This is a genomic window from Streptomyces sp. NPDC047917 (genome assembly GCF_043204345.1).
Lineage (GTDB): Bacteria > Actinomycetota > Actinomycetes > Streptomycetales > Streptomycetaceae > Streptomyces > Streptomyces sanglieri.
Genome location: NZ_JBIDCA010000015.1, coordinates 130,963 through 144,308, shown reverse-complemented (window position 1 = coordinate 144,308; position 13,346 = coordinate 130,963). Strand labels below are relative to the sequence as shown.

Genomic DNA, 13,346 nt, shown 5'->3' with positions numbered 1-13,346 from the left:
GAAGGCGGTTGCTCCGATGGCGGGTTCCGACGACGGGCTGATCCCGACGACGGGCTGATCCGAAGGGTCTGTCCGACGGGTCGCACCGGATCGGAGACGGGAGCCTATGCCACCCGGGCGGCCCCGGCGAAGGGCATTTGGTCGATCGGCGCGATCCGGACCGGTGACCCGGTGCGCGGGGCGTGGATCATCTGTCCGTTGCCGATGTACAGCCCGACATGGCTGATGCCGGAGTAGAAGAACACCAGGTCGCCCGGCGCGAGTTCGGAGCGCGAGACGCGCCGGCCGGCGTTGATCTGGGTGTACGTGGTCCGGGGGAGCGATACTCCGGCGGCCCGCCAGGCGGCCTGGGTGAGCCCGGAGCAGTCGAACGAGGAGGGGCCGGTGGCGCCCCAGACGTACGGCTTGCCGAGCGCCCCGTACGCGAAGGCGACGGCGTCGGCGGCGCGGGCGTTCGGTGCCCGGACGGCGCCGCGCGCGGTGCTCCGGCCGGCACGGGCGGCCGGGGGCGTGCCGGTGGCCGAACCGTGATCGGTGTTCTCGTAGGCGGTGCGCTCGGGCGGGGTCAGCCGGTCGAGCAGCCGCCGCGCGTCGGCGAGCTTGGCGGTGATCGTCGCCCGGTGCTTCTTCAGCTCGGCCCGGCGGGAGGTCAGCGCGGCCAGCTCGTCCTTGGCCTGCGAGCGCAGTGTGGCGATCTGGGCGACCTGCCGCCGGACCTTGCCCAGCGCGGCGGCCTGGCGGTCGCCGATCCGGTCCGCGTACGACGCCCGCTCCAGGTACTGGTCCGGGTCGGAGGAGAGCGCCAGCTGAACGGAGGTGGAGAGGCCGCCGGCGCGGTACTGCGCCGCGGCGAACGAACCCAGGGCGTCGCGCGCGGTGTTGAGGCGCTCGGTCCTGCGGGCTGCCTCGTCGCGCAGGTCGTCGAGGGCGTCCTCGGCGGCGTCCGCCTTCTCCTTCGCGCCGTTGTACCGCTCGGTGGCGACCTCCGCGTCGTGGTACAGCCGGTCGACCTCGGCCTTGACCTGGGCGGGGGTGCGCTGCGGATCGGCGTGCGCCGGGCCGGGCAGTACGGCGGCGGTGGCGGCCCCGGTGAGGGCGAGGGTCGCCGCGGTGCGGGCAGCAGGGCCGGTGTACAAGCGCTGCTTGGGTTTTCGATGCGCTGCCACGAGGGCGTGCGTCCTTCCTGACGACTGCCCGCCGGGGGCTACCGGCGGGCCCGCCGGAACTCTCGGCGGGGCGGCCGGTGCGCCGTCCGCTTCGGAGCGGAGGTGAGCCGGTCGACTGCCAGCGACGCTAATCCCGGGGCACGGGCAGGAGTCGTAATGACGCTTATTGCCTGAATTTGGCGTGGCATTGTCGTCGAGCGATCGGAAAAATTGCACCAGAGTCAGGCAATTGGTACAGACACGAGTGAAGTGACCAGGAAGGCACACCTGCCTGCCGAGGGGTGATATGGCCGGGGCTAGGCTGCGGCCTCATGGACGTACTCATTCATGTCTTCGTCGCCCTGCACATCATCGGGATCGCCTCCCTGCTGGGCGGTTTCCTGACCCAGATGAAGGCGATGGGCGCGGGCACGGCCCGGTTCGTCCCCGCGATGCTGCACGGCGCGCTGACCATGCTGGTCACCGGTGTCGCCCTGGTCGGGCTCAACCAGGCCGACGGCAACCACGTCAACAACATCAAGATCGGCGTCAAGCTGCTGGTCCTGGTGGTCGTCCTCGCACTGGTCTACATCAAGCGGGACGAGGAGAAGGCCGGCAAGGGCGCCTTCGCGGCGGTGGGCGGACTGACGCTCCTCAACATCTTCATCGCCACGCTCTGGACCTGATCCCGACCGCGCCGCGCCGCCCGGTGCGGCGGCGCGACGCGTCGGCGCCCGCTACGCCGGGCGCACGCTGCCGTAGATCGGCATGTAGTAGATCGACTCCTCGCGGACGTTCGCCCCGGGCTTCGGGGCGTGGATCATCATCCCGTCGCCCTTGTAGATGCCCACGTGGCTGATGTCGTCGTAGAAGAAGACGAGGTCCCCCGGCTTCAGATCGGCCGTGGCCACCCGGGTGCCGATCTTGACCTGGTCCCACGTGGTGCGCGGGATGTCGACCCCCGCCGCCTTCCACGCGGCCTGGGTGAGCCCGGAGCAGTCGTACGACGCCGGGCCCGTCGCGCCCCAGACATAGGGCTTGCCGATCTGGGCCCTGGCGAAGTCGAGAACCTTCGCCGCCTTGGTGGTGGCGCCGCTGTCCGAGCCGGTCCCGGGCCCGGTGCCCGTACCGCTGCCGCCCCCCGACTCCTTCGCGGCCTCCTCGGCCTTGCGGTCCGCCTCGGCCTTCGCGGCGGCCTGCTGCTTCGCCAGCTCCCGGGCCTTGCGCTTCGCCTCCGCCTCCTTCTTGCGCTCGATCTCCGCGAGCCGCGCCTTCTCCTCGGCGGTCAGCTTCGACAGCAGCGTGCGCGCCTCACCCAGCTTCTTCTGCACGTCCTGCTTGCTGGTGCGCAGCGTGGCCTGCGTCGTCGTCAGCGTCTCCAGGCTCCGCACCGCCTCGGAACGCTTCTTCGCCGCCTTGGCCTGCTGCGTCCGGAAGTCCGTGATGGCCCGCTGCTGCCGGCTGGTCATCCGGTCCATCAGCTGGCTCTGGTCGAAGTACGACTGCGGGTCGTCGGCCAGGAAGAACGTGGCGCTCGGCGCTATGGAGCCGCTGCGGTACTGCGCGGCCGCATAGGTGCCGAGCGTCCTGCGGGCGTCGTTGAGCTTGTCGGCACGCTCGGCGACATCGTCCAGCAGGGCGTCGACCTTGGCGCGCTGGGCGGTGGAGGCCTCCTTCGCCCGGTTGTACCGCTGGGTCGCGGTGCCCGCCTGCCGGTAGAGGTCGTCGACCTTCTTCTGTACGTCCTCGACGCCGGGCTTCGGGTCGGGCGCGGCCACCGCGCTCTGTGTGGAGAGCAGGGTCACCGACGCCAGGGCCGCCGTGGTGAGACCGACGGCCGGTGCGGTGGCGCGCACCCGGGTGCGCGGCTTGCGATGGGATGCCAAGGCCGGCATCTCCTTCCGTGGACCGCCTACCGGGTTAGCTGTCGGGTTCGGGCGGAACGGAAGGCTGCCCTACGGTCCGAGTGGGGGATAAGGATCGATTCACCCCGGTACTGCGTCTGGGTCCCCGGTTCCGAACTCCCGCGGGGGCAGCCGGATTCGGCGGGGGCGCCCGCTCGGCGTGGTTCGCCTCAAGGGGGTACGGGCCGCCCGGTCGAGCACGCTAGCCAACCCGTGGTGCCGCTGTGAAGGTTGATGTTCGATATGCCCGATACATTTTCGTGACCTTGCCGGGGCGGGGGCCCGGCGGCCGGATTCTCTTACGCGGAGTGGGTGTCCGCTCTCTCTGTGTGCCGTCGGCCGTGTGCGGTTGGTCATGCGGCCTCCGGGTGTCGGTGCGGCGGCCTAGACTCGGCAAGCGATGAGCAGCCTCTTTGACGACAGCTTCCTGGCCGGCCTCCAGCACTCGGAGGAAGAGCCCCCGCCGCCCCCCGAGGACTCCGCACCCGAAGCGGTGCCGGAGGACCTCTTCGCGGGCGTGTTCGACGGGCCCCCGCCGCCCAGGGACGCCTACTACCGCGACGGCGCGCACCGCCCCGTCATCGACTCGGCGGCGCTCCTCGACGGGCTGAACACCGAGCAGCGCGCCGCCGTCGTCCACGCGGGCTCCCCGCTGCTCATCGTCGCCGGGGCCGGCTCGGGCAAGACCCGGGTGCTGACCCACCGGATCGCCCACCTCCTGGCGGAGCGCGGGGTGCACCCCGGCCAGATCCTGGCGATCACCTTCACCAACAAGGCCGCGGGCGAGATGAAGGAGCGCGTCGAGCAGCTCGTCGGCCCGCGCGCCAACGCCATGTGGGTCATGACCTTCCACAGCGCGTGCGTACGCATCCTGCGCCGTGAGTCGAAGCGGCTCGGCTTCACCTCGTCGTTCTCGATCTACGACGCCGCCGACTCCAAGCGGCTGATGGCCCTGGTCTGCCGCGATCTCGACCTGGACCCGAAGCGCTTCCCGCCGAAGTCGTTCACCGCCAAGGTCTCCAATCTGAAGAACGAGCTGATCGACGAGGAGACCTTCGCCGGCCAGGCCGCGGACGGCTTCGAGAAGACCCTCGCCCAGGCCTACGCGATGTACCAGTCCCGGCTGCGCGAGGCCAACGCGCTGGACTTCGACGACATCATCATGACGACGGTCCACCTGCTCCAGGCGTTCCCGGACGTCGCCGAGCACTACCGCCGCCGCTTCCGGCACGTCCTGGTCGACGAGTACCAGGACACCAACCACGCCCAGTACACCCTGGTGCGCGAGCTGGTCGGACCGGCGGGCGAGGGCGACGCCCCGGCCGAGCTGTGCGTCGTGGGTGACGCGGACCAGTCGATCTACGCCTTCCGCGGCGCGACCATCCGCAACATCCTCCAGTTCGAGGAGGACTACCCCGACGCGACCACGATCCTGCTGGAGCAGAACTACCGCTCCACGCAGACGATCCTGTCCGCCGCCAACGCGGTCATCGAGCGCAACGAGAGCCGCCGCCCCAAGAACCTCTGGACCAACGCGGGCACGGGCGCCCGGATCACCGGCTATGTCGCCGACACCGAGCACGACGAGGCGCAGTTCGTCGCCGACGAGATCGACCGGCTCACCGACGCGGGCGACGCCAAGGCCGGTGACGTCGCGATCTTCTACCGTACGAACGCGCAGTCCCGCGTCTTCGAGGAGATCTTCATCCGCGTCGGCCTGCCCTACAAGGTCGTCGGCGGCGTGCGCTTCTACGAGCGCAAGGAGGTCCGGGACATCCTGGCCTACCTGCGTGTCCTCGCCAATCCCGAGGACACCGTCCCGCTGCGCCGCATCCTCAACGTGCCCAAGCGCGGCATCGGCGACCGCGCCGAGGCGATGATCGACGCGCTGTCCATGCGCGAGAAGATCACCTTCCCGCAGGCGCTGCGCCGGGTCGACGAGGCGTACGGCATGGCGGCCCGGTCGGCCAACGCCGTCAAGCGGTTCAACACGCTGATGGAGGAGCTGCGCACGATCGTCGAGTCGGGCGCGGGCCCCGCGGTGGTCCTGGAGGCCGTCCTGGAGCGCACCGGCTACCTCGCCGAACTCCAGGCGTCCACCGACCCGCAGGACGAGACCCGGATCGAGAACCTCCAGGAACTGGCCGCCGTGGCCCTCGAATTCGAGCAGGAGCAGGGCGCGGCCGGCGAGGACGGCGCGGACGCGGCCGCCGGCACCGGCGAGGACGGCGCGGACGCGGCCGCCGGCACCGGCGAGGACGCGGCCGCCGGGACCGGCGCGGGGACGGGCACGGGGACGCTCGCGGAGTTCCTGGAGAAGGTCGCGCTCGTCGCCGACTCCGACCAGATCCCCGACGAGGACGAGGACGGCTCCGGCGTCATCACGCTGATGACGCTGCACACCGCGAAGGGCCTCGAATTCCCGGTCGTCTTCCTGACCGGCATGGAGGACGGCGTCTTCCCGCACATGCGGGCGCTGGGACAGGTGAAGGAGCTGGAGGAGGAGCGGCGGCTCGCCTACGTCGGTATCACCCGGGCCCGCGAGCGGCTCTACCTGACCCGGGCGGCGATGCGCAGCGCGTGGGGGCAGCCCTCGTACAACCCGCCGTCGCGGTTCCTGGAGGAGATCCCGGACCAGCACCTGGAGTGGAAGCGGAAGGGGCCGATGGCGGCACCGGCCGGACCGACGTCGGGGATCACCTCGTCGCTGTCCGCCTCGCGTGCGCGCTCCGGGCCCTCGGGCTTCGCGACCCGGCGGACCTCGGACAAGCCGACGATCACGCTGGTCGTGGGGGACCGGGTCACGCACGACCAGTTCGGGCTCGGCACGGTCACGGCGGTCGAGGGCGTCGGCGATCAGGCGAAGGCCACGGTCGACTTCGGGGACGAGCGCCCGAAGAAGCTGCTGCTGCGGTACGCGCCGGTCGAGAAGCTGTAGCAGGGACGGGGAGACGGGCGGAGGCCGCGGCCCCCGCCCGTCTCCCGTTCCAGGCTGTCTCGCGTTCCGGGCCGACCCCTGTTCCGCGCCGACCCCTGTTCCGGGCCGTCCCGGGTCGGATCGGCCGGGCTCGGGTCAGGTCGGGTTGACGCCGTGGCTGCGGAGCCAGGGCAGCGGGTTGATCGCCGCTCCGCCCCCGGGCCGGACCTCGAAGTGCAGGTGCGGACCGGTCGAGTTCCCGGTGTCTCCGGAGTACGCGATGACGTCACCGGCCTTGACCGGGCCCGAGCGGATCTTGGTGCCGCTGAGGTGGCAGTACCAGGTCTCGGTCCCGTCGGCCATGGTGACGATGGCCATGTTCCCGTAGGCGCTGTTCAGCTGGGTGCGCACGGTGCCGTCCGTCGCGGCCATCACGGGCGTGCCCTCGAAGACCGGGAAGTCGATGCCCGTGTGCACGGACATCCAGTTGACGCCCGCCTGGCCGAAGTACGCGCTGAGGCCGTGCTGCTTGACCGGCATGACGAACTTGGGGCGCAGGGCCTCCTTGCGGGCGGCCTCTTCCAGGCGCTTCTTCTTCTCGGCGGCCTGCCGCTCCCGCAGATCGATCCGCTCCTGGGTACGGCTGGCGCGGTCGGCGAAGTTCTCCGCGTCGGCGCTGAGGTTGGCGAGCTGGGTGTCCAGCTTGTTGTTGGCCACCCCCGCCTTGACGGAGCCGGGGTCGGACGCCGCCATCGTGGTCTTGCCGTCGTCCTTCTTGTCCTCGCCGCCCAGCCCGCCGACAGAGGCCGCCGCGATGCCGGCCACGCTCATCACGCAGGCGGAGGGAATCGCCACGGTGAGGAGCGCGGAACGCTTCGCGGGGGAACGCCGCCGACTGCGGCCGGCGCCACCGCCGCGGGTGGCGGAGCGGCCGAGAGGACGGTGCGGGCCGGGTGCGGCGTCCGCGATGTCCATGGCATCGGCGGCGACTGCGGCGGTGGCGCCGTGCGCGTCGTCCGCTGCGCCGTCCGCGCTGTTGGCGAGGTAGGGCTCGTAGGGGTCGTACGAGGTGGCCGGGTCGGCGTAGGACTCATGTGCGTCGGGTGCCTGGTGCGCCTCGGGTGCCGACGGTGCCTCGTAGGACAGCTGTGCGGTTTCCGTGGTTTGCGCGATTTGCTGGTCGTGCTCGGGCGTGGCGCCGGTGTTCCACGCGGTGGCGTCGTACGCGCCGGAGTCGTAGACGGCCGATTCGCCGGCGGCCCACTGGCCGTTCGTGTGCCAGTTGCCGGTGTCCCACTGGCCCGTGGTGTCCGGGGCGCCGCCCTGCGCAGGGATGCCGGCGAACGTGGCGGTGGCGGTCGTTTCCGTGCCGTAGTCGGCGACGGGCGTCCAGGTGGCCGTGGTCTCGTACGTCTGCGCCGCCTCGTACTGCTGCTGGGGCGGTGCGGTGTACGGGGCGTAGGCGTCGTACGAGGCGGTCGGGTGTGCGCCGGTGTCCCACTGGGTGGAGTCGTACTGGCCGCTGTACCCGGACTGCCCGGCGCCGTAGCCGCTGCCGTATGCGCCGTCTTGACCACCGGGGAGCGATCCGAAGAGCGGGTCGCTGTCGAAGCTGCCGGTCGCATCACTGTCGTATCCGGCGTACCCGGCGTGGGGGTGCTGGTCGTTCACCAACTTCTCTCTCGCCTCGGCAGCAGGACCTGTGCTCTGGGGTCCGGCGTGGGGATCCCAGGGGGAGCAGTGGCCGCGACTGTACCCGGCGGTACGTGACGCCGACAATCTTCGGCGGGCACGGGCGGCTCAGGAAACGGGCAATCGGCCGTCTTTCGACGGACTGCTCACACAGCCTTGGCCTTATGTTCGAAACCCGTTCTATTTGTGGGGTCTCCGGAGGCCCACCGGTCCGTTCGGTCCCACCGGTTTGCTCGGCCCCACCGGTCCGTTCGGTCTCACAGGTCCGCTTGGTCCCTCCGGTCTGTGTGGCCTCACTGGTCTGCTTGGCCACTGCGGTCCGTTCGGCCTCTCCGGTTTGCTTGGCCCCGCCCGTCCGCTCGGCCCCGCTGATTCACGCGGCTCCTGCCGCTCCGCTCTCCTCGGCCGTCGGCTCGCGGGACTCCAGAGCCTGCCGGACGGCGGCGGCGACGGCCGGGTGCACCGGCAGCGCGAGATGGCCGATCCCGGTGACGCGTACGTTCTGCGCGTCGAGATCCGGATGGTCGATGCAGGCCGCCTCGGCCGGGACGATCACCCGGTCGAGCTCGCTCCAGAAGCTCACGAACCGGGTTCGGCAGCCCGGCGCCGGCCTGCGCAGCTCCTCGATCGGTGCGGATCCCGTACGCATCTGCCGCACGATGGGGTGCGCGCTCGCCAGCGGCGCGACGGCCGTGCCCCCGTGGGGCGTGCCGAGGGTGATCAGAGTGCGCACCCGCTGGTCACCGCCGAGGCGCTGCACGTAGTAGCGGGCGATCAGACCGCCCAGGCTGTGCCCGACGATGTCGACCTCGCGGTGTCCGGTGCGGGCGCAGATCTCCTCGACATGCCGCCCCAGCAGCTCGGCCGCCGTCCGGATGTCGCAGGTCAGCGGTGAGTAGTTGAGCGATTCCAGATGGTGCCAGCCGTGCCGGGCGAGGGAACGGCGCAGCAGGACGAAGACCGAACGGTTGTCGATGAAGCCGTGCAGCAGGACGACCGGGGGGTGTTCGCCGCCCTCGGCGGGGAAAGCGGGGATCCCGGCCGGGGCGGTGGCGCCGGCGGGCGGGGGTGGCGCGGTGGGCGGGGTGGACGTCCGGCCGGACGGGCGGGGCGCGGCCCGTCGTTCCCCCGTGACGCCGGTGGGGCAGGCGCTGGTGGGGTACATGCCGGTGGGATACAGGAGCACATGCCCGGCGAGCACCGCCAGCTCCAGTGCGGTGGCCTTCAGCAGTGCGGACGGCAGTAGGGCGGACGGCAGCAGTGCGGACGGCAGCAGTGCGGACGGCAGCAGTGCGGACGGCAGTAGGGCGGACGGCAGTAGGGCGGTCGGCAGCAGCGCGGCAGGGCGCGGGCAGGGCCGGCGCAGCAGCGGGGGAAGAAAAGGCAGGTCCTTCATGGCCGACCTCCTGCTCCGGCAGGCGGGGAAGGCGGCTCCGGCCCCGGATGCCCTTTCATGGGGTGCCGTCACGGAGGCGCGGCCGGCCGCTCGGCCGGGTGGCCCGTACCACCGTGCCGCGCGGCTGGCGGCGCGGTGGTACGGCGACCTCGTAGCAGCTCCCCTGGCGGCCGGTCCCGCACGGCAGCTGTGCCGCGTGATTACGGGAACGTCGCCCGGTGAACATGTCCCACGTGTGATTTCCCCCTCCCCGTCCACCGCGAAACGACGGCTTGCGGGATGCTGTAGATAACGTTCGTTCACATCCCCGGCCCTTCAGGCGCGGGAGAGGCATGTGGAGGCAGTGATGGGTGTGACCGGTCCGATCCGTGTGGTGGTGGCGAAGCCGGGCCTGGACGGCCATGATCGCGGGGCCAAGGTGATCGCCAGGGCACTGCGTGACGCGGGCATGGAGGTCATCTACACCGGGCTCCACCAGACGCCCGAGCAGATCGTGGACACCGCGATCCAGGAGGACGCCGACGCGATCGGCCTCTCGATCCTCTCCGGTGCTCACAACACGCTCTTCGCCAAGGTGATCGAGCTGCTGAAGGAGCGCGAGGCGGAGGACATCAAGGTCTTCGGCGGCGGCATCATCCCGGAGGCGGACATCGCGCCGCTGAAGGACCAGGGCGTCGCGGAGATCTTCACCCCGGGCGCCACGACGACATCGATCGTCGACTGGGTCAACGCGAACGTCCGCCACCCTGCGGAAGCCTGACCCGCGCCTGTCGGACCCTGTCCCCGTCCTGCCCGCGCCACCCCGCCGGGAGGGACGGGGCGCTGTCCCTCCCGTGCAGTGCAGTGCGGTGCAGTGCCTTGTCATGTCCTGCCCTGCTCCTTCCTGGCCCGTTCCGACCCTTTCTGCCCTGTTCCGAGCTGCTCCGTCCCGCTCCGTACCGGCCCGTCCGTGGTCGGCTTCGTGTCCGCCGTCCGTCCCGTCAGGGTTCTTCGGGGCTGCCGGGGGCCAGCTCCGAGTCCATCGCCGCGCGCAACCGCAACGTGGAGACCAGCCGCTGGAAGGCCTCTGACCAGTAGCCGTTCGCACCCGGTGAGGCGTCCTCCGGTTCGTCCGGGGTGGTGGTGAGGACCTCCAGGTGGTCCGCCTCGGCCGGATTCAGACAGCGCTCGGCGAGGCCCATCACGCCGCTGAAGCTCCAGGGGTAGCTGCCCGCGTCCCGGGCGATGTCCAGGGCGTCGACGACCGCGCGGCCCAGCGGCCCGGCCCAGGGGGTCGGGCAGACCCCGAGGAGCTGGAAGGCCTCCGACAGCCCGTGCGCGGCTATGAAGTCGGCCACCCATCCGGCCCGTTCGGCCGACGGGAGTATGCCGAGGAGCTTCGAGCGTTCGGCGAGCGATGCCGTACCCGGGCCGTTCGACGGAGGCAGGGAGGGGGTGCCGAGCAGCGCGCGGGCCCACTCGGGGTCACGCTGCCGCACCGTCGCCCGGCACCATGCCGCGTGCAGCTCCTCGGCCCAGCCGTCCGCGACAGGAAGGCCGACGATCTCCGGTGCGGAGCGGCCGCCGAACCGGGCCGGCCAGGTGGCGAGCGGCGCAGCCTCCACCAACTGGCCGAGCCACCAGGACCGTTCCCCCCGCCCCGACGGCGGCACCGCCGCCACACCGTCCCGCTCCATCGCGGCATCGCATTCGTGCGGTGCCTCCACGGCGACCGAGGCTTCGTCGCCGGTGAGGTCCGGGCTCACGCAGGACAGCGCGCGGGACGCCATCCGGGCGGCGAGCGCCGACTCCGGCAGCGCGGAGAGCAGTTCGGCCGCGGTCGAGCGGACGTTGCGGCTGCGGTCGGAGAGCGCCTGTTCCAGGAAGGGTTCGTCCAGCGAGGACAGCCCGGTGCGCAGCGAGTCGAGGAACATCAGCCGGTCCTCGGCCCGCTCGGTGGTCCAGGTGGTCGCGAGCAGCGCGAGCGCCGCTACGGGATCGTGGGCCCGCACCGCGCCGAGCAGGGCGACCCGCTCGGCGAACAATCCCTCCTCCCACAGCAGGGTGACCGCTGCCGGATCCGTCGGGTCGGGCAGCGACGAGCCGCCGGACGAACCGCGCAGCGCGAACTTCCACTCGGGGTTCAGCCCCGCCAGCCACAATCCGCGCGGTCCGGCGAAGGCCAGGGCCTGCGGCCGCAGATCCGTACGGGCCCTGGCCGCGTCGAGCAGGGCGGGCAGCAGCGCGGCCGGGGCCCGGAAGCCCTGCTGGTTTGCGGTGGCCAGCCACTGCGGGATCAGCTCCGTGAGATCGGGCGCCGTGCCCCGACGGCCGCCCGAGCCGGCCGATGCCGACCGGTCCGCCAGTAGTTGGGCGAGCCTGCGCCGTGCGGCCGGGGGCAGCGGCGGCCGTTGGTCGGCGGGCGCCGGTTCGGGCCGGGTGGCGGGCGCGGCGGGCCGGAGCCCCGCCCTGCGCCGTACGGTGTGGAGCGCCGCCGCGTCCAGCAGTCCGGCGGCGCCGCCGTCTCTCGCCGTCGGGCGGCGGTCGGTGCCGAGCAGCGCCGTGGTGACGAGCTCCTCCCACGGCGCGGGTGTGATGGTGCGAGGCATCGGTCCCCCTTGCATGAATCCCCCTTCAGGCTTCGGGTCAACGTCAGATGAGCGGCACGATCCCGGACACCGCATCGGCCCGCCCGGAGCCGGTGTCGCTCCGGGCTGCGAATCCGGCTCCGGCTCCGGCTCCGGTTCCGACTGCGGCGAAGCCCCTGGTGTCGGCTGTGGCTGCGGTCCCGGCTCCGGTCCCGGTTGCGGTGACGCGTCCGGCTTCGGCCCCCGTCCTGCCCCCGTCCCCGTCCCGGGAGTCGTCCCCGTCCCGGGAGTAGCCCACGGCTCCGGAGCCGTCGTCGGACCCGGTGGACCAGGCCGCGAACGGGTCGAAGCCGCGGTGGCCGCATTCGCCGAAGACCGTGACCGGGGAGCCGCCGGACAGCGCGACGAGCTTCCACAGTCCGGGCCGGGACAGAGCCGCCGGGGCGACCGGCAGCGCCGCATCGCCCGCCGCGTCCACCAGCTGCCAGCCGTCCCCGGACGGCACGGGTATGACGTCGCGCAGGGTCACCGGCCAGGCGTCCAGCCAGGGGTCCTCCCGCAGGGCGTCCCCGTAACCGCCGATCGCCTCCGCCGCCGTGCCGCCCGGTGGCGGCGTACCGGTCGGCAGCGGCGCACCGAACTGCCGGCCCAGCTCCGCCCGCAGCCGGCCGGAGCCCGGATGGGCCGTGATCTCGGCGTCGATCGTGATGCCGACCGGCAGTACCGGGCCGGGGGAGCGCCCGGCCGCTCCGAAGGAGAGCAGCAGCGCCGTGCGGCCCGTCTCCCTCCCGTACAGCCAGATGCGGCGCGCGACGATCTTGCCGTCCGGGGTGTCGTACCGGGCGAGGACCAGCCAGTGGTCACGGACCGGCGGGCCCTCGGCGGGGGAGGTCAGCCCGACCCGGGTACGGACCGTGGTCGCCAGTGGCTCCGGCAGCCGGTCGATCCCCAGCCATGCGCTGTCCAGCAGATGCAGCAGCGCGCACTCCTCCAGCAGCCGGGCCGGCCAGCCCGGACCGGACGACGGTATGGAGCCCAACTCCCGCACCCGGGACGCCAGTCCGGGTGCCTGGGCATCGACCATGCGGGCCGCCGTCTCCTCCCAGAGCCCGTATCCCGGCTGATCGGCCGCTGCCAGCCCCCCGCGCAGCAGATCGGCCAGTCGCTCCTCCAATTCCTGCGCGCCGCCGGTGATCCGCCCGGCGCGGCGCTCGGCCCGCCGCCGGGCGGCCTCCGGGTCGGCCGGGCCCGCGGACGGGGCGCCGCCGGCCCCCGCGTACTTCTCCGTCTGCTCCACCGAACGCCTGCGGCGGCCCTCCAGCCACTCACCGGCCCAGTCGGGCACCTCGCCCGCGGGCAGGGCCGATTCGCCCGACGCCCAGACCAGCAGCAGTCCCAGCGCGTGCTTGCACGGGAACTTCCGGCTCGGGCAACTGCACTTGTACGCGGGTCCGGTGATGTCGACCACCGTCACGTACGGCTTGCTCCCGCTCCCCTTGCACTGTCCCCACACCGCACCCGACCCGTCGCTCCCGCCACCCGACCACTCACCGGGCGAACCGAGCCTGCTCCCCGCCCTGCGTGACGCGTCGTCGGGAGCGAGGGCCAGCACCTGCTCCACCGTCCAGCGCGCCACCGGAGCGGCGGTGCGCAAGGGTTCTCCCCCGTGAGATAGCAGCATGGCAACGACGGTAGGGCGCCCCACTGACAATCGCTCCGACCTGC

General features: G+C 72.2%; 9 protein-coding genes and 1 riboswitch. Of the genes, 3 read left to right on the top strand and 6 right to left on the bottom strand.

Features of this window, described 5'->3' with window-relative positions; genetic code table 11:
• Positions 1–104 precede the first annotated feature (104 nt).
• Positions 105–1,166 carry an NlpC/P60 family protein gene (locus tag ACGF8B_RS33200; protein WP_392745817.1) on the bottom strand — a complete coding sequence of 354 codons (1,062 nt, stop codon included), beginning with the start codon at positions 1,164–1,166 and terminating at the stop codon, positions 105–107.
• 311 nt (positions 1,167–1,477) lie between these two features.
• Between ACGF8B_RS33200 and ACGF8B_RS33195 the strand changes: the two genes are divergently transcribed.
• Positions 1,478–1,831, top strand: coding sequence for a hypothetical protein (locus tag ACGF8B_RS33195; protein ID WP_392745816.1), 354 nt, complete (start codon positions 1,478–1,480; stop codon positions 1,829–1,831).
• A 51-nt stretch (positions 1,832–1,882) separates the two neighbouring features.
• On the opposite strand, the gene ACGF8B_RS33190 is transcribed toward ACGF8B_RS33195, so the two are convergent.
• A complete protein-coding gene (locus ACGF8B_RS33190) occupies positions 1,883–3,040 on the bottom strand; it encodes an NlpC/P60 family protein (RefSeq protein ID WP_392745814.1) in 1,158 nt (385 codons plus the stop codon).
• A riboswitch (cyclic di-AMP (ydaO/yuaA leader) is annotated at positions 3,039–3,203 on the bottom strand. It overlaps the preceding gene by 2 nt.
• A gap of 246 nt (positions 3,204–3,449) precedes the next feature.
• Between ACGF8B_RS33190 and ACGF8B_RS33185 the strand changes: the two genes are divergently transcribed.
• The gene (locus ACGF8B_RS33185) at positions 3,450–5,987 is read left to right on the top strand and encodes an ATP-dependent DNA helicase (RefSeq protein WP_392745812.1); all 2,538 of its coding nucleotides are present in this window, start codon (positions 3,450–3,452) and stop codon (positions 5,985–5,987) included.
• 135 nt (positions 5,988–6,122) lie between these two features.
• On the opposite strand, the gene ACGF8B_RS33180 is transcribed toward ACGF8B_RS33185, so the two are convergent.
• Positions 6,123–7,637: a M23 family metallopeptidase gene (locus ACGF8B_RS33180; protein WP_392745810.1), complete on the bottom strand. Its 1,515-nt coding sequence runs from the start codon at positions 7,635–7,637 to the stop codon at positions 6,123–6,125.
• A 394-nt stretch (positions 7,638–8,031) separates the two neighbouring features.
• Positions 8,032–9,054 carry an esterase/lipase family protein gene (locus tag ACGF8B_RS33175; RefSeq protein ID WP_392745808.1) on the bottom strand — a complete coding sequence of 341 codons (1,023 nt, stop codon included), beginning with the start codon at positions 9,052–9,054 and terminating at the stop codon, positions 8,032–8,034.
• A gap of 346 nt (positions 9,055–9,400) precedes the next feature.
• Between ACGF8B_RS33175 and ACGF8B_RS33170 the strand changes: the two genes are divergently transcribed.
• A complete protein-coding gene (locus ACGF8B_RS33170; protein ID WP_124716864.1) occupies positions 9,401–9,814 on the top strand; it encodes a cobalamin B12-binding domain-containing protein in 414 nt (137 codons plus the stop codon).
• A 220-nt stretch (positions 9,815–10,034) separates the two neighbouring features.
• On the opposite strand, the gene ACGF8B_RS33165 is transcribed toward ACGF8B_RS33170, so the two are convergent.
• Both ACGF8B_RS33165 and ACGF8B_RS33160 read right to left on the bottom strand, forming a co-directional pair.
• A complete protein-coding gene (locus ACGF8B_RS33165) occupies positions 10,035–11,642 on the bottom strand; it encodes a DUF5691 domain-containing protein (RefSeq protein ID WP_392745807.1) in 1,608 nt (535 codons plus the stop codon).
• 43 nt (positions 11,643–11,685) lie between these two features.
• Complete coding sequence (locus ACGF8B_RS33160; protein WP_392745806.1) at positions 11,686–13,302, bottom strand: SWIM zinc finger family protein; 1,617 nt, start codon at positions 13,300–13,302, stop codon at positions 11,686–11,688.
• Between the last annotated feature and the right edge of the window lie 44 nt (positions 13,303–13,346).